This window comes from Streptomyces anulatus (assembly GCF_000721175.1).
Taxonomy (GTDB): domain Bacteria; phylum Actinomycetota; class Actinomycetes; order Streptomycetales; family Streptomycetaceae; genus Streptomyces; species Streptomyces anulatus_C.
Window position 1 is genome coordinate 1 of record NZ_JOEZ01000011.1, and the last position, 18,982, is coordinate 18,982.

At 68.5% G+C, this 18,982-nt stretch carries 20 protein-coding genes and 3 pseudogenes; 12 read left to right on the forward strand and 11 right to left on the reverse strand.

From position 1 onward, the window contains the following. The 6 genes and pseudogenes from IG90_RS45795 to IG90_RS44300 form a co-directional block, all read left to right on the forward strand. A pseudogene (locus IG90_RS45795) lies at positions 1 to 508 on the forward strand (hypothetical protein); the annotation flags it as partial. 148 nt (positions 509 to 656) lie between these two features. After that, entirely contained in the window at positions 657 to 1,619 is a 963-nt protein-coding gene (locus IG90_RS45800; protein ID WP_245170711.1) for a hypothetical protein, read from the forward strand. After that, positions 1,616 to 2,479 carry an immunity 49 family protein gene (locus tag IG90_RS41910; protein WP_206434003.1) on the forward strand — a complete coding sequence of 288 codons (864 nt, stop codon included), beginning with the start codon at positions 1,616 to 1,618 and terminating at the stop codon, positions 2,477 to 2,479. Before IG90_RS45800 ends, IG90_RS41910 begins: the two co-directional genes overlap by 4 nt. Before the next feature lie 48 nt (positions 2,480 to 2,527). Next, on the forward strand, positions 2,528 to 3,169 hold the full coding sequence (locus IG90_RS0113710) for a hypothetical protein (RefSeq protein WP_030582781.1): 642 nt from the start codon (positions 2,528 to 2,530) through the stop codon (positions 3,167 to 3,169). 16 nt (positions 3,170 to 3,185) lie between these two features. After that, on the forward strand, positions 3,186 to 3,650 hold the full coding sequence (locus IG90_RS39415; protein WP_233435872.1) for a hypothetical protein: 465 nt from the start codon (positions 3,186 to 3,188) through the stop codon (positions 3,648 to 3,650). Positions 3,651 to 3,688: 38 nt separating this feature from the next. Beyond that, positions 3,689 to 3,913, forward strand: a complete 225-nt coding sequence (locus IG90_RS44300) for a hypothetical protein (protein WP_124265892.1) — start codon at positions 3,689 to 3,691, stop codon at positions 3,911 to 3,913. A gap of 15 nt (positions 3,914 to 3,928) precedes the next feature. Here the strand turns inward: IG90_RS44300 and IG90_RS0113725 are convergent, their stop codons facing one another. Beyond that, positions 3,929 to 4,546: a DUF1707 SHOCT-like domain-containing protein gene (locus IG90_RS0113725; protein WP_030582787.1), complete on the reverse strand. Its 618-nt coding sequence runs from the start codon at positions 4,544 to 4,546 to the stop codon at positions 3,929 to 3,931. Between the two features lie 472 nt (positions 4,547 to 5,018). On the opposite strand from IG90_RS0113725, the gene IG90_RS0113730 reads away from it, so the two are divergent. Further along, positions 5,019 to 5,981, forward strand: coding sequence for a S1 family peptidase (locus IG90_RS0113730; RefSeq protein WP_030582790.1), 963 nt, complete (start codon positions 5,019 to 5,021; stop codon positions 5,979 to 5,981). A gap of 320 nt (positions 5,982 to 6,301) precedes the next feature. Then, positions 6,302 to 7,192 (forward strand): class I SAM-dependent methyltransferase, encoded by an 891-nt coding sequence (locus tag IG90_RS0113735; RefSeq protein WP_030582793.1) that lies wholly within the window; start codon positions 6,302 to 6,304, stop codon positions 7,190 to 7,192. Positions 7,193 to 7,217: 25 nt separating this feature from the next. Here the strand turns inward: IG90_RS0113735 and IG90_RS0113740 are convergent, their stop codons facing one another. The 4 genes and pseudogenes from IG90_RS0113740 to IG90_RS0113755 form a co-directional block, all read right to left on the reverse strand. Further along, positions 7,218 to 7,793 carry a DinB family protein gene (locus tag IG90_RS0113740; RefSeq protein WP_030582796.1) on the reverse strand — a complete coding sequence of 192 codons (576 nt, stop codon included), beginning with the start codon at positions 7,791 to 7,793 and terminating at the stop codon, positions 7,218 to 7,220. After that, positions 7,783 to 8,898 (reverse strand): annotated as a pseudogene (locus tag IG90_RS0113745) (MFS transporter); the annotation flags it as partial. The pseudogene IG90_RS0113745 and the gene IG90_RS0113740, both read right to left, overlap by 11 nt. 10 nt (positions 8,899 to 8,908) lie before the next feature. Further along, on the reverse strand, positions 8,909 to 9,487 hold the full coding sequence (locus tag IG90_RS0113750) for a hypothetical protein (protein WP_233435871.1): 579 nt from the start codon (positions 9,485 to 9,487) through the stop codon (positions 8,909 to 8,911). A 98-nt stretch (positions 9,488 to 9,585) separates the two neighbouring features. Next, positions 9,586 to 11,214, reverse strand: a complete 1,629-nt coding sequence (locus IG90_RS0113755) for an ISAzo13 family transposase (RefSeq protein ID WP_030582805.1) — start codon at positions 11,212 to 11,214, stop codon at positions 9,586 to 9,588. A 211-nt stretch (positions 11,215 to 11,425) separates the two neighbouring features. Here IG90_RS0113755 and IG90_RS0113760 point away from each other — a divergent pair, with 211 nt between their 5' ends. After that, entirely contained in the window at positions 11,426 to 12,352 is a 927-nt protein-coding gene (locus IG90_RS0113760) for an alpha/beta hydrolase (RefSeq protein ID WP_030582808.1), read from the forward strand. On the opposite strand, the gene IG90_RS0113765 is transcribed toward IG90_RS0113760, so the two are convergent. After that, positions 12,336 to 12,935, reverse strand: a complete 600-nt coding sequence (locus tag IG90_RS0113765; RefSeq protein ID WP_030582810.1) for a GNAT family N-acetyltransferase — start codon at positions 12,933 to 12,935, stop codon at positions 12,336 to 12,338. The two genes, IG90_RS0113760 and IG90_RS0113765, sit on opposite strands and share 17 nt — an antisense overlap. 68 nt (positions 12,936 to 13,003) lie before the next feature. On the opposite strand from IG90_RS0113765, the gene IG90_RS0113770 reads away from it, so the two are divergent. After that, on the forward strand, positions 13,004 to 13,498 hold the full coding sequence (locus IG90_RS0113770; RefSeq protein ID WP_030582812.1) for a hypothetical protein: 495 nt from the start codon (positions 13,004 to 13,006) through the stop codon (positions 13,496 to 13,498). Positions 13,499 to 13,547: 49 nt separating this feature from the next. On the opposite strand, the gene IG90_RS0113775 is transcribed toward IG90_RS0113770, so the two are convergent. Beyond that, positions 13,548 to 13,892 carry a hypothetical protein gene (locus IG90_RS0113775; RefSeq protein ID WP_030582814.1) on the reverse strand — a complete coding sequence of 115 codons (345 nt, stop codon included), beginning with the start codon at positions 13,890 to 13,892 and terminating at the stop codon, positions 13,548 to 13,550. Positions 13,893 to 14,025: 133 nt separating this feature from the next. On the opposite strand from IG90_RS0113775, the gene IG90_RS0113780 reads away from it, so the two are divergent. Next, on the forward strand, positions 14,026 to 14,823 hold the full coding sequence (locus IG90_RS0113780; RefSeq protein ID WP_030582816.1) for a helix-turn-helix domain-containing protein: 798 nt from the start codon (positions 14,026 to 14,028) through the stop codon (positions 14,821 to 14,823). Further along, positions 14,816 to 15,037, forward strand: coding sequence for a DUF397 domain-containing protein (locus IG90_RS0113785; RefSeq protein WP_030582818.1), 222 nt, complete (start codon positions 14,816 to 14,818; stop codon positions 15,035 to 15,037). Before IG90_RS0113780 ends, IG90_RS0113785 begins: the two co-directional genes overlap by 8 nt. Before the next feature lie 31 nt (positions 15,038 to 15,068). Here the strand turns inward: IG90_RS0113785 and IG90_RS0113790 are convergent, their stop codons facing one another. The 4 genes and pseudogenes from IG90_RS0113790 to IG90_RS0113805 all read right to left on the reverse strand — a co-directional run bounded on the left by IG90_RS0113790 (position 15,069) and on the right by IG90_RS0113805 (position 18,817). Continuing rightward, on the reverse strand, positions 15,069 to 17,456 hold the full coding sequence (locus IG90_RS0113790; protein ID WP_030582820.1) for an ATP-binding cassette domain-containing protein: 2,388 nt from the start codon (positions 17,454 to 17,456) through the stop codon (positions 15,069 to 15,071). A 128-nt stretch (positions 17,457 to 17,584) separates the two neighbouring features. Beyond that, entirely contained in the window at positions 17,585 to 17,998 is a 414-nt protein-coding gene (locus IG90_RS45210) for a VOC family protein (RefSeq protein WP_030583181.1), read from the reverse strand. Positions 17,999 to 18,010: 12 nt separating this feature from the next. Next, positions 18,011 to 18,424: pseudogene (locus IG90_RS45215) on the reverse strand (helix-turn-helix transcriptional regulator); the annotation flags it as partial. A 51-nt stretch (positions 18,425 to 18,475) separates the two neighbouring features. After that, entirely contained in the window at positions 18,476 to 18,817 is a 342-nt protein-coding gene (locus tag IG90_RS0113805) for a DUF5713 family protein (protein ID WP_030582823.1), read from the reverse strand. Positions 18,818 to 18,982: the final 165 nt, after the last annotated feature.

Below are 18,982 nucleotides of genomic sequence, written 5' to 3' on the forward strand. Positions count from 1 at the left end.
GATGGCCGGTCTGAAGGGCATGGGCCGCGTCGAGATCCCGCCACTGCCACCGGGTGCGGTCACCCTGCCGGACGGTGCGTTCAAACTCGGCGACGGCACTCTGCACCTGCCCGAGGGCACGGCCGTCCCGGAGACCGCGTTCGAAATCCCGAAGGGCTCGGTCAAACTCCCGGACGGCGCGGAGATCCCCACCGGAGCGGTCGACCTGGGCGACGGCGTGTACCACCTCCCCGAAGGGGTGATCCCGCCCGCGGGCTCCCTGCCGATCCAGGAAGGCGCCCTCAAACTCCCCGAGGGCACCACCGCCCTGCCCGAAGGCACCTTCAAGGGCGTCGACGCCGACGGTAACGTCATCCACCTCGACCGCCAGGGCAACATCCTCGGCGAAGACGGCACCCTCAGACAGCACCACACGGCCGCCCAACGCGAGAACCCGACGGACGGCTACAGGCGAAAACGGCGTCCAACCCCCCCGCCCCAACACCGCGCCCGGCGGTACCGCCGGTGACAACATGCCGCGCAACGACTTGGACAACACTCAACGTGGCGGCCCCTCCCGTGCCGGGGATACGTCGCCCACGGGGGGAGGACACCCGGACGGCCGTGGCGCAGATACATCCCACACCGGCGGAGGACCGGCGACGGGTGGATACCACGTGGACGGATCCGGCAGGGCCGGTAGCCATGACGGGCCCAGTGGCTCCAGAGCCAACTCTTCAGATGACGACCCAATAGCCGGACAGAACGCCCGCGACGAAGCGCAGTTGGCGCAACGCACGCCCGAGGAAGCCAAGCTCGTCCAGGACGAGCACGTCCGTCTAGCGAACGAAGACCCGGCATGGAGGAGTGATCATTACACCCCCCACCTCCACCGCCGAAACGCGCAGGAGATTGTCGACGGCCAGTACCTTCCCGTCCTAAAAGACGTCGGGAACGGACGATACGTAGCTGTCAACGACCTTCCTTTTGCTTCCACCGAGAAGTACCGACTCGAAACCGAGGAACCCAAACTCAGTAACATCCCTGCCGACCACAGAAATAAACTGGACGGCTTCGCCGAGAAGCACCAAGCCTACAAGGAACTCGGAGCCGCAGAAAGGGCTCACACCAAGGACCCCACAGCACAGACAGCGGAAACGCTGGCAGTGGCCAAGGAAACTTTTGGTAACACTCGCGTCAACACCAAGGTCGGCGAGACCCTGGGCGAGGGATCAGCACGCTTGCACGTTATTCCGGAGATCTTCCCTAACGCCAGGGAGATGACCGACCTACCCCGCACTCCGAATGGGTCACGCACCTTTGATCAACTGTACGAACTCGACGGCGGCGAGTTTCTGATAGTCGAAGCGAAAGCACCCGATGGACGTCTCGGATGGCGCCAAGGAGCAGGAGTCGACGCGAGCAGGCAGGTCAAGCAGGGGACGCTGGAGTACGTGCAAACCATCATTACCGAGATGCACTCTCGCAGTGGTAGGGACCGAGAGATTGCAGAACAACTCCAGATCGCCTTTCTGGACAAAAAAATCCAATACGTCATGGTCAAAGCGAAAGACCACACAGGCGCCTACACTGGAGGCGAACTCCGGCACTTCAAGATCTTCGAGGATGAGGTTCATTGACCGTCACCGTTCAACGCCACACCATCTCCCGGCAGCCCCTCCCTGAGCGAGAGCCATCCATCTCAAAGCACACGGCGCTACTGCTAACGAGGATCGAAAACACCCCTTTCGCCCTCGAAAGCGTCATGTCAACCGCTTTGGTTACGGCCTACGAGCGGACTGCCGTCGACCCCACCGCCTCATGGATCGAATCATGGGAGGCATGGGTCACAGCCATGCAGTCCGGATCGGCCATCTTCACAGCCGCCACGACGACCGAATGCAGGGTTCAGTGTCTAATTCACCACGAGAAGCGCACCGTTTCGGCGTTCACGCGCCCCGAGCCCTTCGTGAACGCCGGCCACTGGCTCGCATCTTTCTACCTTGCGGCAATCTGTCGTAACAGTCAGAGACTTACAGAACTTTGCAAAGTACCCACTTCAAAGCTGCGCGAATCCGGGGCAGTTTACGACGAATATCAGTACGCCTGGATTGAAACACTGCAGTCCTTCTGGCTCGGCCAGGAAGATTTTCCTGACAAACTCGTTGAAGCCGCATCAGGAACCCAGCCAGGAAACCGGTCAGGTACTGAACAAAACTACATCTCCCACATCATGTGGCCCCCGATGGAACTTCTCCGTTGGCGCGCGACAGGCCAGCACGAAGAGTTCAATCACTCCCTCGAAAATGCACTTCTCGCCCACAAAGAGTACTGGTCAACTGAACCAGATCTCGCTGACTCCTGTTATGGCTGGGTGGCCTTGGCTCCACTCGCTATGGCATGTTTCGCACTGGACGCGGAATTTCCTATCCAAGTCGAGTCGGACTACCTCCCCAAACACCTCCTCCAGGGCACCTGGCTCGGCGAGTTCCCCACCTGATCCCACAACATCGTGAGCGGTGCCGCCCGCCCTCTACGCTATACCGGCATGGGCATATGCGTTGAGGTGCTGATCGTCGACTGGGACCACCTCATGTCGGTACCGGAGGATCAGCACTACGCAGGGCTGTACGAGGCCGCCGACTCGGTGGATGAGGAGTGGTGGGGCGCCGGACCGGACCAGCCGTCGCCTGCCGGGCCTCAGTGGTTCTGGCCCACTCCCCCGGCCGTGGGCTGGTTCGGGAAGTTCGACTTCGGCGACGTCGGCTCCTCGTACAAGGATCACTTCTGGGCGGGTGAGCGGTGGGAGAAGATCCGGTCGTTCGTCGAGCCGGGGCTGCGCTCGGCCGTGGACCGGTTCATCGATCCTCTTTTCTGGGGCGGGCTCGAGTACATGCCCGATCGGGAGGACACCCAGGACGCATCGGCGCTCGTGTCGGTGGACGAGTCCCCCACGCCCTCGGGCCCTCTGCTGTGGTGTCGGCCGGCTGCTGTTTCCTCGCTCAAACTTCTCTGGGATTCCGTCGGCCCTGAACTGGGATTGCTGAGAAGCCCGTTCGAGCAGCACTCCCGCGCCGACTTCGGACGGATCAACGACTTCGACGCCTTCGCCGGGCTGCTCCGGGGGTGGGGTGACGTCACCGGCCAAGCCGAGCTGCGTGGTTGGGGTGTCGTCGGGCTGCGTTGCTGAAGTCGGGCGTGGAACGATGCCCGGCGTGAGCGGATGGAAGAGTCGCAGGCCCTGGCCGGCGGTCGTGGTGGTCTGGGTGATCGCGGCCGTGCTGATCCTCGTGGGTGGCGTCGCGCATGTCGTCGATCTCGTGCGCCATGGTCTGTGGGCACATGCGTGGGCCCCCGGCTGGCTCAACCTCTACTGGTCGTCGCTCGCCGTCCTCGATCCGCTTGCCGCCGTGCTTCTGCTTCGCGGCAAGCGGATCGGCCTCGACCTCGCCTGCGGGGTCATGGTGACGGACCTGGCTGCCAATCTGTACGCCGCCTACGGGCTACGTGACAGTGGACTCCTCGCTGAGCCGGGGCTCCAACGGATCGTCGTTTTCGCCCTGTTCGTGTTCGGGGCCGCGCCGTTCGTCCGCCGATGGCTCGTCCAGGGCCCCCTCAGCCCAGCTGGCTGCCGAAGCGGACCGGGGACGGCTTCAGGCCCAGGCTGGTGAGTCGGGAGCGCAATGAGCAGAGACGGCTTCCCTTCGGCATGCCGAAAAGCATCGTCCTGCTGGCGACGCCGGAAGGTTGGCGCCACAGTGTTCTCACCAGGGAAGGCGGGACACTCTGCGGGCGCCTTACCGGTGTGCCGGCCGACGCCGACCCGGCCGAGGCCCAGGCCGCCGTGGCCGCCATGGTGGTGGACCCGCCTCGGGAACCCGGCTCCTGGACGGCCCAGGTCACCGTTGCCGCGACACCGCCGAACAATGCCTGAAGATGAACGTCAAGCTCAGCCCTGCGCCGGGTTGCTGTGCAGCTTGCGTCGTTCCCGGTTGTTCGGGTGGCGGATGACCACTCCGCCTATGCCGCCGGACCCGGTGAGCCGGATCAGCGGAGTGCCCGGGAGCCGGTCGGAAGTGGTCTTGTCGGTCAGGCCGCCGACGCCGGGGTCCATGCCGCTGGTGTCCGCGGCCCAGCCGTCGGGGATGACGATCGTGACACCGGACGTCTCCCCGTACGCCTCCACTGCGACCTCCGTGAGGCGGCACTCGACCCGGGTGAAGTCGATCTGCACACCCCCGACGCCTCCGTGAGCGGTCACGTGCCCGGGTACCTTCCAGCGCCCGGGGCCTCGGGACGCGCCGTACAGGCCGCCCTTGAGGACCAACGGCGCTCGGCTCTCCGAGGACTGCGGCTGCGGCAAGTCGGCGGTCAGGACCGCCAACTCGGCGTGTGTCTTGGACTTCAGTGCCTGCTCCAGGCGTGAATCCAGCTCATCGAAATCGATCCGCCCCTCGGCTGCCGCATCCCGCAGCTGCTCCACCACTGCGTCCCGGTCGTCGTGAGAGGCGCGGAGATCCGCTGATGGAACAGGGTGCGGAGAGGGCTCCGGAGGCTGGGCTGTCATGGGCACAATGATAGGCAGTCGGTGGACCGAGCGGACCGGGACCGCGCATCTCGAACAGCACCTGGAAGTGTTCGGCGGCCTGCGGGACGTCTTGCGGAAGGTAGGGAATTCGACGCGGATCGCCCAGCCGCGGCGGCGGGTGTGGCAGGCCAGGGCGAGGATGTCGAGGTTGCTGACACGGCGGTACCGCTCGCCTGGTGACGCTCTGTTCGCACTGCCGAACTCCCTTGGTCGCATCTCCACGACAGCCTGGGCGCGGGGGCTGACAGGCCGACGGCTCCTGGGCACTCGGTCGTGGCCGAACCCCAGGGCGGGCCACCTGACAAGTGACCACCGTCCCGTGGGCGGCTCGGCTTTCCCCAGTTCAGGGCTGGGGTTGGCCCCAGTGTCTACCTGCCTGGTGGCCGGATGGTTCAGCGGGCAGCGGCCGACGAGGCTGAACGCACAGACCCATCGAGCAAGGGAACCAACTGTGTTCAGCTTCATGCCGCTGCGCCTCCGTACTGTCCGGCTCGCGGCCGTCGGTGCGCTCGCCACCGCCTGCACGGCGGGCATGGCCGGGACCGCCGGGGCCATCGTCAACGGGTCGGACTCCACGGAGAAGTACCCGTTCATGGCAACCATCCCGGAGTCGGCACCGGAGCACGGCCTCTTCGACGGGACCTGCGGGGCGTCGCTGATCGATCGGCAGTGGGTACTGACAGCGGCCCACTGTGTGAAGGGCGACGGTCTCAAGCTGGACGGCACCGTGCGCGTCGGCAGCGACCATCGCAAGTCCGGCGGCACCGTGCGGAAGATCGACCGGACCTTCATCCACCCCGGCTACGTGAACGGCGAGGCCAAAGCCGCCAACAAGAACGACATGGCCTTGATCCGTCTGGACCGCCCGGTCCAGCAGAAGCCCATCACGATCGCCGACCGGGTCGGCAAGTCCGGCACACCGACCCGGCTCCTCGGCTTCGGCACCACCGTCGACACCGCGTTCGCGTTTCCGAACCGGCTCCAGGAGCTGAACACGCGCAGGGGTGCCGAGTCCGAGTGCGCGCCCGGCTACGCGGACGGGACCCGGCTGTGCACCATCGCCACCGTGCCCAGGTCCATGGCGTGCTTCGGGGACTCCGGCGGGCCGCAGGTCGTGAAGGGCCGGGACGGCCGTTGGGAGCTGATCGGCGTCACGTCCGGGCCCGGGGCCCCGGACGTACCGTGCTCGCAGGGCCCCGGCCTCTACACCAGCGCTCCCGCCTACGCCGACTGGATCGAGAGGACCATGAAGGACAACAGGGCCCAGCCGATCGCGGACAGGGGGACCGGCCTCGCCGAGACCGGCACGAAGGACGACACCGCCGCGATCACCGGTGCGGCCGTCGTGCTGATCGCCGCCGGTGGCGGTACCGCCCTCGCGATACGCCGTCGCAGGACCCGTCGCACAACCTGAGCTCGGCCGGCGGGCAAGGGCACCGCGCGGCCGGCAACAACCAGCCGCGAGCCGCGCGCGACCGGCTCCGCACATGCACGGCGATCGAACCCGGTAGCGTCACCTCGACTCCCCCCACCGAGCGACCCGTCGGCAACCACTCCCCCGTCCGCGAAGAGCTGGGCCGGGCTGATGCCCTTCGCGTCCGGTGCGCTCCGGACCCGATCGTCCGTGCGCTCCGGAACCGATCCCCATGCGTAGGAGGCTGGCCCCGGCACCATCTTCTTGCGCTATGAGCAACATCGCATGCACCAGACGCAAGGATCCGTACGCTCGATCGCATGGCTCACGCGCACCAGCACCAGCACGGACCTGCGGCGGCGCACTCCTCGCATGCCCACGCCCACACCCACGACTCCGACGCGACGCCGAACGGTCTCCCCGAGATCCTCGACCTCGACGCCGCCCTCTTCGCACCCCACCTGACCGCGCTCACCGGGCGTATCGCCTGTCTGGCCGGTGACGACATCCGGAACATCGTCGACCTCGGCTCGGGCACCGGAACCGGCACGTTCGCCCTGCTGGAGCGGTTCCCGACCGCCCGCGTGACCGCCGTCGACAGCTCCCCCGCGATGCTGGAGCGGCTCGCCTCGGCGGCCCGGGACCGAGGGCTCGGCGGTCGCGTCAACACCCTGGAGGCCGACGCCGGTGCGGGGCTGCCCGGGGTCGTCGACGCCGACCTCGTCTGGGCGTCGGCCTCCCTGCATCACCTGGACGACCCCGCCACCGCGCTGGCCGGCATCCGCGCCGCGCTGCGTCCCGGAGGGCTGCTGGCCGTCGCGGAGGTGGACGGGATGCCGGCCTTCCTGCCCGGGAGCGGGGAGCTGGGCGCGCTGGAGACCCGCTGCCGGAAGGCCCTCGACGGCCTGCACGCCGAGCAGTTGCCGCACCGGGGCGCCGACTGGGGCTCCCTGCTGGCAGCCGCCGGCTTTGCCGTCGAGCAGGAACGCGCCGAGCCGTGGGAACTGCGCGCTCCGCTGCCCGAGGGGGCGAGCCGGTACGCCTATCTCGTCTTCGAGCGTATCCGCGGCAGCCTGGTCGGGCGCATCTCGCCGGAAGATCTGGCCGCGCTCGACCGGCTCGTCGACGGCGGGCCCGAGGACGTACGCCACCGGGGCGACCTGGTCGTACGGTCGCTCCGTGAGACGTGGATGGCCCGCCGCTCCGCCTGAGAACCATCCACGTCGTTCGCGTGCGTCAGCGTGTGGCCGACCTCGCGGCCCGCTCGATCTTCGCGCGGTGGGCCGCGCGGGCTTCCTCGTCGATCGGCTTCTCGTGTTCGGCGCGCAGCCCGGTCCGGCCGTCGATGCCCTCGCGCAGGATGTCGGCGTGCCCGGTATGCCGGATGGACTCGCCGAGGACATGGACCATGACGGCGAACAGGTTCGTGTCGGCATAAGGCTCCGGCCACCACGGCACATGACCGGGGGCGTCGAGGGGCAGCTCGTCGATCGTCGCGTCCGAGTGTTCCCACGTACGCCGGTAGAACCCGACGACCTGATCGCGGGTCTCGTCCTCCGCCGCCCACTGGTCGCTGCCGTCGGAGTCCTGCCACCGGCACAGCGGTTCCGGGGAAGGCCGGTCGAAGACCTCGCCGAAGTACCTGGCCTCGACGGTCGCCACATGTTTGACAAGGCCGAGGAGGTTAGTCCCGGTCACCGTCAAAGGCCGGCGGGCGTCGTATTCGGACAAGCCGTCGAGTTTCCAGAGCAGCGCCGCGCGGTCACGCCGCAGCCTTCCGTGCAGGCTGTCCTTCGCGAATTCATCGATCATGCGTCATGAGCCTTTCTGTTGAGCAGTTCGGTGAGGGGGCTGGTGAGGGGGCAGGGGACGTGCGCGGGTTCCAGGTGAGAATCCAGCCGGCGGTGAGTGCCACCGCGCCGCCCGCCAGGGCGATGGCACCGTCTGTTCCCATGCCTGCCGCGGCCACCGCGCCCAGGCAGACCGGTCCGACACCCTGAAGCGTCATGCTGCCGGAGCCGAGCAAGCCGAAGGCCTGGCCTTGACCGTCCTGCGGCAGGGCGTCCAGGAACGGGCGTCGCAGGCCGAGGCCGTAGGCGTATCCGAGGCCGCTGAGCAGCAGCAGACAGGACGAGACGCCCACCCCGGGCTCGGCGGCGAAGCCGATCAGGGGCAGCCCCGCCAGCGCGGCCAACGGGACGACCAGTCGCTCCCGGGCGCGTGGCCGCAGGAATCGGTGCACCAGCAGGTCACCGACCAGCATGCCGATCGGAAGGCAGCCCATCAGCACCGCGTACCAGCCGGGCGCGAATCGGCGTTCTCCCGCGTAGGCGACGATGAGGCCTTCCGCGCCCGCCACGAGCGCGACGGGTAGCCACTGGGCCAGCATCAGTCGTCGCACCGTACGGTCGCGCAGCAGCAGGCCCGCACCCTGCAGGCTTGCCCGGACGGCCCCGCCATCGGCCCCGCCATCGGCCCCGCTATCGGCCCCGCTATCGCGCCCGGTGCTGCCGGGTGTGCCGCCGAACGCCGCCGGCTGCAGACGGGGCAGCCGGATGCGGATGGCAAGCGCGCAGCCGAGGTAGAGGGCGGCGCTGACCGCGAGCGCCCGGCGTGGGCCGAGTGCCGCGACGGCCGCACCGCCCAGCGCCAGACCGAACAATTGCGCGCCTGCGCCCGCGATGTTGTTCAGCGAACGGCCCAGTACGTAGGCGTCGCCCTCCAGTGACTGCGCGACCAGCCGGCTCGACGCGCCGTGAAACACCGGTGTGGCGAGAGAGACCAGCGCCACGACACCGAGGCTCGCCGCGACCGGCATCCGCACCACGGCGAGCAGCAGGGCGGCGGCGCACGTCAGGGCGTATCCGCCGGTGATGAGCCCGCGGGGCGGCAGTCGGTCGGCCAGTCGGGCGAGGAGCGGCCATGCATCAATACACCCGGGGCCCGGTGTCTGTCAGGTGCACCTTCTGGTTGAACCCGGTTGGCTTCTTGTTCTTCCAGACCTCTTCGCACTCATAGGTCGTCTCGCCTAGAGGGATGGCCATGGCTTCAGGGATGTTGTTGCAGAGGGCGTAGTCGATCTCGTGGTTGTTGCCGAAGATGATCCGCGCCACCCCCTCGCGGGTCAGCAGCCCCGTCTGCGGCACGGCCTGGTACTCGACGACGTTGTCGGACCAGCCCATGTCCCCGATCGTGACGCTCCAGTCGACGTTGACACTCTTGAACTCGACGGTGCACGTCACTGTCGTCCCGGCCTTCGAGCTGACCGTGTCGGGGCACTTGCCGTTCGGCTTCCCGGTGGCGTTGGCCAGCCCCAGGGTCTTGCGCTCCAGTTCGTGCGCGACGATCTCGGTGAACGGGGCGCCGTCGGGCGCCTCTGGATACTCCGCCTCCAGCTTCCCGTCCGGCTTGGTCAGCTTCTGGGGGAGGAGAGTAGGGGAGGGCGCCGCAGGACTATCCGAGACCGCGTTCTCGCGTCCGCACCCACTGGCCAGAAGCGACACCACACCAACGGCTGCTATTGCAACAATCTTTGCTCGCATGAATGCAACTTTAGATGAGCAAGCCGGTGCAGTGCTCGGAGTGCCTAAGGGCTTGCAGATGATTAACACGTCGTCTTGATCTTGGTGTCGGGATCGCTGCTCAGGGCGATGACCCGAGCCTGGAGGGGCATGAGGGCAGCGGGTGGGGTGGTCGCCGGTTGGATTACGGTGCCATGTGCTTCGAGCAGTTTCCTGATCTTCAGAAGGGTGCGGTGCATGGCTGTGCGGCTGCTTCCGAAGAGTACGGCGAGGGGTTCCGCGGCCAGGGCGAGGTGCAGGTGGAGCACGGTGGCCAGGACCTGATCGGGGAAGGCGAGCCGGGGCGGGCGGCCTCGTCGGTCGTCCCCGTCCGGGGACAGAGTCTGTGTGAGGTCATGCAGTTCCTGCGGGGACATGCCGGTCAGCGTGGGGTCGGACAGCAGAGTCTGGTTCCACTCCGGCGCTGGTGTCTGTGGGGCCCGAGCTGCCGGGACGGCTGGGGCCGGCTGGGGATGTAGGACGTAGTTCCAGTCGCCGTGGAAGCCGTGGCGGGTCAGTGGCAGAGCCGCCATCTGCGCGTCACCGATCTGTACTCCGGTCGGGTAGGTGCTGGTGTCGAGCTCGGCGTGGACCCGCAGTCCGGTGCGGGTGGTTGTTGCCGCGATGGACTGGACGATGACTTCGTGGCTGGTCAGCGGCCGTCCGCGCCAGTTCATGGTGATGTGGGAGAAGAGCCGGTGCTCGATCTTGTTCCACTTCGATGTGCCCGGCGGCAGGTGGCAGACCGTGATCGTCAGGCCCGTCTCGGCGGCCAGGCGGGCGAGTTCGAGTTTCCAGGCCCGGGTGCGGTAACCGTTGGAGCCACCCGCGTCGGCGGTGATCAGCAGCCGTGTCGCCTCCGGGTAGGCGGCGTGGCCCTGGCCGTGCCACCAGCGTCGGACCGATTCCACCGCGAACGCGGCGGTGTCGTGATCGGTGCCGACGTTGACCCAGCCGGTGTTCGCCGCCAGGTCGTAGACCCCGTACGGGATCGCCTTGCCGAGCTTGGGGTCGGCGAAGTCGTGCATGTTCACCTGCACCGGATCACCGGCCGGGCGCCACTGGCGGCCTTCGTTCTTGAAGGCGCCGACGAGTTCCTTCTTCTTGGTGTCCACGCTGATGACCGGCTGGCCGGCGTCCCGGTGCTCGCGGGCTTGCTCGTTGAGGTGACGGAACTGTGCGCCCCGGTCGACGTGCTGGCTGCCCTCAAGGGTCTTGGCGTTGGCCTGCAGGCTGAAGCCTTCCTCCCGCAGCAGATCGGCGACGGTGTCGGCACTGACCCGGTGCCCGGCCCGGGTCAGTTCCCGCGCGAGTGCCCGGGTCGACTTCACCGTCCACCGCAGCGGCGACATCGGATCACCCCGCACATCCGGCTCCACCAGCGCCAGCAGAGCCGGCCGCAACCCCGGATCGAGTTCCGCGACCCGCTTGCGGCCCCCGCCCTCACGCCGCACCCGCCCCAGGGGCTCCTCACCGGCCTCCAGCTCGAACACTCCCTTGCGGACCGTCGTCTCACTCACCTCGGCCGCCAGCGCGACTGCCCGAACGCCGCCGTGCCCCAGGACACGGGCCTCGGCAGCCATCAACAGCCGACGCTGCCGCTCGTCCAGATGCGGAAACAACACCGCGAACTTCACCGAGAGTTGGCTACGAGTCTCAACCGGGATGCGCATACCACAACAACGAGCGTCAGAACGGGAAGCAACACCTTGATTCCCTGCAAGCCCTAAGGCCCGGAAGGGCGCGGAGAGCCCTGCGTCCCGTCACCACTGTTCATGACAGACGTCATGTCCGGCTCTGAGGCAAGGCCGCCCGGCCTCGCGGCCGCGCCGATAGCATCCAGCTGAAACCCGAATGGCCGAGACGGCCGAGGAGGAGCGACGCGTGCGATTCGCCCTGGAAGCCCTGTTCGCCGACGTGCCCGCCGAGCAGGTCGCCGAGGCCCGCGCCTTCTACCGGGCCAGGGCGGCAGGCCGTGGGCCCGCCAACTTCGAGGAGCTGAAGGAGGCGCGGGCGAAGAAGCCCGCACCTCGTGCCGCCGTGCCGCCTGCCGTCGAGGAGACGGTCGAGGCCGCCGGAGTGCGTGTCCCGGTCCGGATCCTCCTGCCGGCCGAAGGTCCGCCCCGGGGTGTCTACCTGGGCATCCACGGCGGGGGCTTCTACCTGGGCACCGCCGCCCAGGGCGACGAACGCCACCGCGCGCTCGCGGACGCCCTGCGGGTCGCCGTCGTCGGCGTCGACTACCGGCTCGCGCCCGAGCACCCCTGGCCGGCCGCGCCCGACGACTGCGAAGCGGTGGCGCTCTGGCTCGTCGAGGAGGCCGAGGCCCACTTCGGGACCTCACGACTCGCGATCGGCGGAAGTTCCGCGGGGGCCACCCTCGCCCTCGCGACCCTCCTGCGGCTGCGGGACCGGGGCGTCGCCGACCGGTTCGCCGGGGCCGCGCTCCGCTTCGGCACCTATGACCTGAGCGCGCACACCCCGAGCGGCCGCCTCATCGCGAACGAGTACTTCATCCAGGCGTACGTCGGCCACGTGCCGGACCGCGACCGCACCCTTCCCGACATCTCGCCCCTCTACGCCGACCTCACCGGCCTGCCCCCGGCGCTGCTGGTCGTGGGCGCCGAGGACATCCTGTTGGAGGACAACCTGACCATGGCCGGGCGGCTGTCGGCCGCCGGGAACGACGTCGAGCTGCGCGTCTACCCCGCCTCGCCCCACGGCTTCACCGGCCACCCCACCGCTCTGGCCGCCACCGCGGTCAACGGTGTCAACTCCTGGCTGCGCGAGCGGATCAGCGGTCGCCCCTGACCCGGGCGTGCAGGTGCATGTCGTGCCGGCCGTCGTCGTGCACGGCCGCGTTGCGCTTGGTGCCTTCCAGGCGGTAGCCGACCTTGGTGGCGACCCTGCACGAGGCGTGGTTACGCGTCGAGTGGTCCAACTCCAGGCGGTGGAAGCCGACGTCGTCCAGGGCCCAGGCACTGAGCACCGTGAGCGCCCGGGAGGCCACCCCCGCTCCACGAGCGGCCGGGAGCACCCAGTACGCGGCGTTCGCGACGCCGTCCTCGAAGTTCAGGCCGCGCAGCGCCATGCGGCCGAGCACGTCACCTCCGCCGCCGTCGCGAGCGATCGCCCAGTGGCAGCCCTTCTCACGTTTCCAGTCCTGGCGGTACGCGGCGAACCACTCCTCCACCTGCGCCTCGGTCGAGGGGCGGTGCGTGTGCCAGCGGCGCGTCTCGACATCCTCGTACGCCGAGAGGAACGCCGCCGCGTCGGCCCGTTCCCAGGGGCGTAGCACCAGGTCATCGCCGTCGGGCCCCGGAAGCACGGGTTGCGGAACGCCGGCGAGGCAGCCGGAGGCCATGGCGGGAGGCGTCGACAGCGTGCGAGTCATGGCCTCATGGTCACCCGGCGACGAGCCCGCGCGTCAAGGTCGTTTCCCGCTCTCCCTACTCTCGGGACATGAACATGTTCCGCGGCGGTGACGGCCGGCACCTGGAGATGACCAACGGCGGCACTGCGGTGTTCGTGGACGTACTGGTGCTCGCCGTGTCCACGCTGGCTCGCGAGCCCTGGGACTTCCGTTTCGCCGCCCTGCTGACGCTCCAGGACCAGAGCGTGATGGGGCGTGGGGTGGTCGGCTTCGACCTGGCGGACCTCGACTGGGGGGACACGCCGCAGGAGCGGGCCGCGGCGAAGGACTTCCTGCTGCGCGTCCTCGATCTGGCGCTGACCCGCCACCGGTGGGAGGAGCTGACGTACGAGCCGCCCCGGGCCGAGGGCGATCTGCGTACGTACCGGGCGATGGTGGAGGCATTCGACCCAGCGACGGCGAAGGTCGGTGCGGATGTCCTGCCCGGGCCGCAGAACGCCGCGATGGCCTCGTGCGTACGTCACCGGGTGCTGGACGGGCTGCCGTTCTGGGATGTGTGCGTGTTCTGCTCGGCCGGGGTCTGAGGGTCCGCGCCCCTCTGCCTCCTCTGTCCACTCCGGAGACTCCGCCGTCTTACGGTCGCAGCCGGACCAGCCCCGGTCCCGGCGGGTGGCCCGGCTCGAAGGCGTCGGGGATCCCCAGCCTCAGGCCCCGGCTACGGGCGACACGGTGGACGTCCCGCAGCGAGTGCGCCAGCGCGGCGGCGACATGGCGGAGCTGGACGGCCGTGGACCCGTCGTCCGCGACCATGTCGTCGGCGTGGTCGAGGAGTTCGTACGCCATGCCGAGCTGCATGGCCTCGACCTTGTCGGCCTCACGCGAGACCCTGCCGTCCCCGTTGCCGACGACGTAACACGGCTTGCCTGCCGTTCCGGCCCAAGGGAGCAGGCGAACGGTGTCCAACGGTTGTTCTTTCATGAGGGCGTCAACTCCGTGAGCAGTGGGGGCGAATTCTTCGCTGCGTAGCGATCCACTCACAGAGTGCGATGGGCGCGGCTAGGCTCGCCAGGGGGTACGGGGTGACACCGCGTTCGTCGCACGGGAGTTGGCTGTGAGTAATACCTATGGCATTTGGTTGAAGGCTCAGCGGGAAGCGGCCGGGCTGACACAGCAGCAACTTTCGGACCAGGCTCTGATGACCCGATCGCACATCTCGCACATCGAGGCCGGTCGCCGGGTGCCGAGCGAAGAGGATGCCCGGCGGCTCGACATGGCCCTGGGGACGGGCAACGTGCTCAGCAGTTTCCGGCCCGGAGCAGACGATGACGCAGTCGCGGACTACTTCGCGCCGGTACAGCACCTGGAACAACAAGCGACGTCCATCCGCGAATTCGCACCCTCCCTCATTCCAGGCATTCTCCAGACCGAGGCGTACGCGCGTTGCGTACTCGGCAGGGCGTTCCCCCCACTGAGTCCGGCCGAATGTGACAGGGCGGTCGTCACACGACTGAAGCGCGCCCAGATTCTCCAGAATCCGACGTCACCCGTGGTCTGGATCATGCTCGACGAGGCAGTGCTGCGACGTCCGGTCGGCGGGGCCGCGATCATGGCCGAACAAATCGACCACATCATCAGTCTGACCGAATCCGAACGCATTCGCACGCATGTAATCCCGCTGGAGCTCGGTCATCACCCCTTGCTGGACGGCATGTTGACGCTGATGTGGTTCGACGACCAGCCACCGATCGCATACAGCGAAGGCGTGCGCGTGGGGAGGTTGCACGATTCGCCGTCCGTGGTTGAGGCACTCCAGGGCGACTACACTCTCGCCCTGAGCGACGCGCTGTCACTGAAAAAGTCTTTGGCTGCGCTGAAGGCGACATCGAAGGGCTACAGAGATCATGGATAGCGAGACCACCCCCGCGACGTCGTCCCTCAGTGGCTGGCGCAAGTCGTCCTACAGCAATAGTGACGGCGGCAGCTGCCTCGAAGTCCAGGACCACCACCCCACCGCCGTCCCCGTCCGCGACTCCAAGGTCTCCGGCGGGCCCACCCTGCTCATCCCCGCCGCCGGGTGGACCTCCTTCGTGGACGCGGTCAAGCGCGGGGCCCTCTCCGCCTGACCCGAAAGACAGGCGGAAAGGGCCCGCCACCTCACTCCCCCACGTACTCCGCCAGGTGCTTGCCCGTCAGCGTCGTGCGGTCCGCGACCAGGTCGGCCGGGGTGCCCTCGAACACGATCCGGCCGCCGTCGTGCCCGGCGCCGGGGCCGAGGTCGATGATCCAGTCGGCGTGGGCCATGACCGCCTGGTGGTGCTCGATGACGATCACCGACTTTCCGGAGTCGACCAGGCGGTCCAGCAGGCCGAGCAGCTGCTCGACGTCCGCGAGGTGCAGGCCGGTGGTCGGTTCGTCGAGGACGTAGATCCCGCCCTTGTCGCCCATGTGCGTTGCCAGCTTCAGGCGTTGGCGTTCGCCGCCGGACAGGGTGGTGAGCGGCTGGCCGAGGCTGAGGTAGCCGAGGCCTACGTCCGCGAGGCGGTCCAGGATCTTGTGCGCGGCCGGGAGGGCCGCCTCGCCGGAGCCGAAGAACTCCTCGGCCTCGGTGACCGACATCGCGAGGACCTCGCTGATGTCACGGCCGCCCAGGTGGTAGTCCAGCACCGAGGCCTGGAACCGCTTGCCCTCGCAGTCCTCGCAGGGGCTGGAGACGCTGGCCATGACGCCGAGGTCGGTGAAGATGACGCCCGCGCCGTTGCAGGTGGGGCAGGCGCCCTCGGAGTTGGCGCTGAACAGGGCGGGCTTCACGCCGTTGGCCTTGGCGAAGGCCTTGCGGATCGGCTCCAGGAGGCCCGTGTACGTCGCCGGGTTGCTGCGGCGGGAACCCCTGATGGGGCTCTGGTCGACCGAGATGACGTTCTCGCCCGCCGGGATCGAGCCGTGGACGAGCGAGCTCTTTCCGGAGCCGGCGACACCGGTGATGACGGTGAGGACGCCGAGCGGGATGTCGACGTCGACGTCCTGGAGGTTGTGCGAGGTCGCGCCGCGGATCTCCAGCGCGCCGGTGGACTTGCGGACCTCGTCCTTGAGGACGGCCCGGTCGTCGAGGTGGCGGCCGGTGACGGGGCCGGAGGCGCGGAGGCCTTCCAGGGTGCCTTCGAAACAGACGGTGCCGCCCGCCGCACCGGCCCCGGGGCCGAGGTCGACGACGTGGTCGGCGATGGCGATGGCCTCGGGCTTGTGCTCCACGACCAGCACCGTGTTGCCCTTGTCGCGCAGGCGCAGCAGCAGGTCGTTCATGCGCTGGATGTCGTGCGGGTGCAGACCGATGGTGGGCTCGTCGAAGACGTAGGTGACGTCGGTGAGCGAGGAGCCGAGGTGGCGGATCATCTTGACGCGCTGGGCCTCGCCGCCGGACAGGGTGCCCGAGGGGCGGTCCAGGGCGAGGTAGCCGAGGCCGATCTCGACGAAGGAGTCCAGGGTCTGCTGGAGGGCTTCGAGGAGCGGGGCGACCGAGGGTTCGTCCAGGCCGCGGACCCACTCCGCGAGGTCCCGGATCTCCATCGCGCAGGCGTCGGCGATGGAGATCTTCTTGATCTTCGAGGAGCGGGCGCCCTCGGTGAGCCGGGTTCCCTCGCACTCGGGGCAGGTGGTGAAGGTGACCGCACGGTCGACGAAGTCGCGGATGTGCGGCTGCATCGACTCGCGGTCCTTGGAGAGGAACGACTTCTGGATCTTGAGGATCAGTCCTTCGAAGGTGAGGTTCGCGCCCTCGACCTTCACCTTGGTCGGCTCCCGGTAGAGGAAGTCCTGCATCTCCTTCCTGGTGAACTCGGCGATCGGCTTGTCCGGGTCGAGGAAGCCCGACTCGGCGTACGTCCGCACGGTCCACCAGCTGTCCGACTTCCAGCCGGGGATGGTGAACGCGCCCTCGGCGATCGACTTGGAGTCGTCGTAGAGCTGGGTGAGGTCGATGTCGGAGACCGATCCGCGGCCTTCGCAGCGGGGGCACATGCCGCCGGTGCGGCTGAAGGTGGCCTTGACCGCCTTCTTGTTGCCGCGCTCGACGGTGATCGCGCCTCTCGCCGTCACCGAGGGGACGTTGAAGGCGAACGCGCCGGGCGGGCCGATGTGCGGCTTGCCGAGCCGGCTGAAGAGGATGCGCAGCATGGCGTTGGCGTCCGTGGCGGTGCCGACCGTGGAGCGGGGGTCGGAGCCCATCCGCTGCTGGTCGACGATGATCGCGGTCGTCAGCCCGTCGAGCACGTCGACGTCGGGCCGCGCCTGCGTGGGCATGAAGCCCTGGACGAAGGCGGGGTACGTCTCGTTGATCAGCCGCTGGGACTCCGCGGCGATGGTGCTGAACACGAGCGAGCTCTTGCCCGAGCCGGAGACTCCGGTGAACACCGTCAGCCGGCGCTTCGGGAGCTCGATGCTGACGTCCTTCAGGTTGTTCTCCCGTGCACCGTGCACGCGGATCAGGTCGTGGCTGTCGGCAGCGTGCGGCGCGGGCGGCTGCTGGGTCTTCGTTCTCGGAGCCATGCTCGTCGTCTCTCCATAACTGGCCGTTACCGGTGCGCGGAGCCTGCTGGGCTGACTGGCGCGCGGAGCCTACTGGTCGTGCGTGAGGGCCGGGGCCCCATCGGGCCCCGGCCTCTGGGGGGCGGGTGCTACTTCTTGGCCTGGGTGATGCGCAGCATGTTGCCGGAGGGGTCGCGGAAGGCGCAGTCGCGGACGCCGTAGGGCTGGTCGATCGGCTCCTGGAGCACCTCGCCGCCCGCCGCGCGGACCTTCTCGAAGGCCGCGTCCACGTCCTCGGAGGAGAGGATGACGCCGCGGAGCATGCCCTTGGCGAGCAGCTCGGCCATGGTCCGGCGGTCGTCGGCCGGGGCGTTCGGGTCCGCGAGCGGCGGTTCGAGGACGATCTCCACGTCCGGCTGGGCGGGAGACCCGACGGTCACCCAGCGCATGCCTTCGAAGCCCACGTCGTTGCGCACCTCCATTCCCAACGCGTCGCGGTAGAAGGCGAGCGCCTTGTCGTGGTCGTCGACGGCGATGAAGCACTGCGAGAGTTTGATGTCCATGGATTTCACGCTACGGGCGGTGGGATTCGCTTCTCCATTCCTGACCGGTCGCGTGAGCATCTTGGCGACGCACGCCGGGATGGTCTCGCCCGCGTCGTGGGGGCGGGCCCGGTAGGCGCTCGGGGTCTCGCCGACCAGCTCCGTGAAGCGGGAACTGAACGAGCCCAGCGACGTACAGCCGACGGCGAAGCAGACGTCCGTGACCGACAGGTCGCCCCGGCGCAGCAGGGCCTTGGCCCGCTCGATGCGACGGGTCATGAGATAGCTGTACGGGGTCTCGCCGAAAGCGGCGCGGAAGCCGCGGGAGAAGTGGCCGGGCGACATGAGCGCGGCGCGGGCCAGTGAGGGGACGTCGAGGGGCTCGGCGTACTCGCGGTCCATGCGGTCGCGGGCCCGACGCAGCCGGGCCAGGTCCTCCAGCCTCACTCCCTCACCCTCCCACGGTCGCCGGCGCCCGGCCCCTCATCCGGAAACGGGTCACCATTCACGCTCGGCGATCAGCTTCTCCGGGTCCGCGTCCGTGAAGCCGTACGCCGTCGCGATGGTCCAGAAGGCCTCGCCTATCTCCTCGCGGGCCACCGTCTCGATCTCGCTGTCCGCCGCCTCGAACTCCGCCTCCAGGTCGTTGAAGGCCACGGTCGCCACCGCGGTCAGCGCGTACAGGGCGGTGAGGTCGGCGGGCTTCTCGGCCTCGATCCGCTCGCAGAGGGCACGCAGGACCGCCGTGCCCTTGTCCAGGACGTGGTCCGGGAAGTAGTCGTCCTCGTACAGCAGGGCCAGGAACGTGTGCCCCGCGAGCTGCTCGTTCGTGATCGCCATGGCGGTCCCCCCGTGCGTCCCCACACGCTCTGGTCGCTGTCGTTTCCGATACTCCCCCACGCCACTGACAATCGGGCCGCGCATGGGGCCTCAGCCGGTCCCCACCGGCCTCCGCGTGCCGAGCATCACTCTGGACAGCGACCACAACCGGCGGGTAACTTCGAA

Excerpts from the sequence above, each read along its gene's own strand:
- IG90_RS0113765 (WP_030582810.1), bottom strand. The coding sequence starts at position 12,935 with ATGACTCGCACGCTGTCGACGCCTCCCGCCATGGCCTCCGGCTGCCTC.
- IG90_RS0113770 (WP_030582812.1), top strand. The coding sequence starts at position 13,004 with ATGAACATGTTCCGCGGCGGTGACGGCCGGCACCTGGAGATGACCAAC.
- IG90_RS0113710 (WP_030582781.1), top strand. The coding sequence starts at position 2,528 with ATGGGCATATGCGTTGAGGTGCTGATCGTCGACTGGGACCACCTCATG.
- IG90_RS0113725 (WP_030582787.1), bottom strand. The coding sequence starts at position 4,546 with ATGACAGCCCAGCCTCCGGAGCCCTCTCCGCACCCTGTTCCATCAGCG.
- IG90_RS0113755 (WP_030582805.1), bottom strand. The coding sequence starts at position 11,214 with ATGCGCATCCCGGTTGAGACTCGTAGCCAACTCTCGGTGAAGTTCGCG.
- IG90_RS0113785 (WP_030582818.1), top strand. The coding sequence starts at position 14,816 with ATGGATAGCGAGACCACCCCCGCGACGTCGTCCCTCAGTGGCTGGCGC.
- IG90_RS0113775 (WP_030582814.1), bottom strand. The coding sequence starts at position 13,892 with ATGAAAGAACAACCGTTGGACACCGTTCGCCTGCTCCCTTGGGCCGGA.
- IG90_RS0113790 (WP_030582820.1), bottom strand. The coding sequence starts at position 17,456 with ATGGCTCCGAGAACGAAGACCCAGCAGCCGCCCGCGCCGCACGCTGCC.
- IG90_RS39415 (WP_233435872.1), top strand. The coding sequence starts at position 3,186 with ATGCCCGGCGTGAGCGGATGGAAGAGTCGCAGGCCCTGGCCGGCGGTC.
- IG90_RS45210 (WP_030583181.1), bottom strand. The coding sequence starts at position 17,998 with ATGGACATCAAACTCTCGCAGTGCTTCATCGCCGTCGACGACCACGAC.
- IG90_RS0113735 (WP_030582793.1), top strand. The coding sequence starts at position 6,302 with ATGGCTCACGCGCACCAGCACCAGCACGGACCTGCGGCGGCGCACTCC.
- IG90_RS44300 (WP_124265892.1), top strand. The coding sequence starts at position 3,689 with ATGCCGAAAAGCATCGTCCTGCTGGCGACGCCGGAAGGTTGGCGCCAC.
- IG90_RS0113740 (WP_030582796.1), bottom strand. The coding sequence starts at position 7,793 with ATGATCGATGAATTCGCGAAGGACAGCCTGCACGGAAGGCTGCGGCGT.
- IG90_RS0113805 (WP_030582823.1), bottom strand. The coding sequence starts at position 18,817 with ATGGCGATCACGAACGAGCAGCTCGCGGGGCACACGTTCCTGGCCCTG.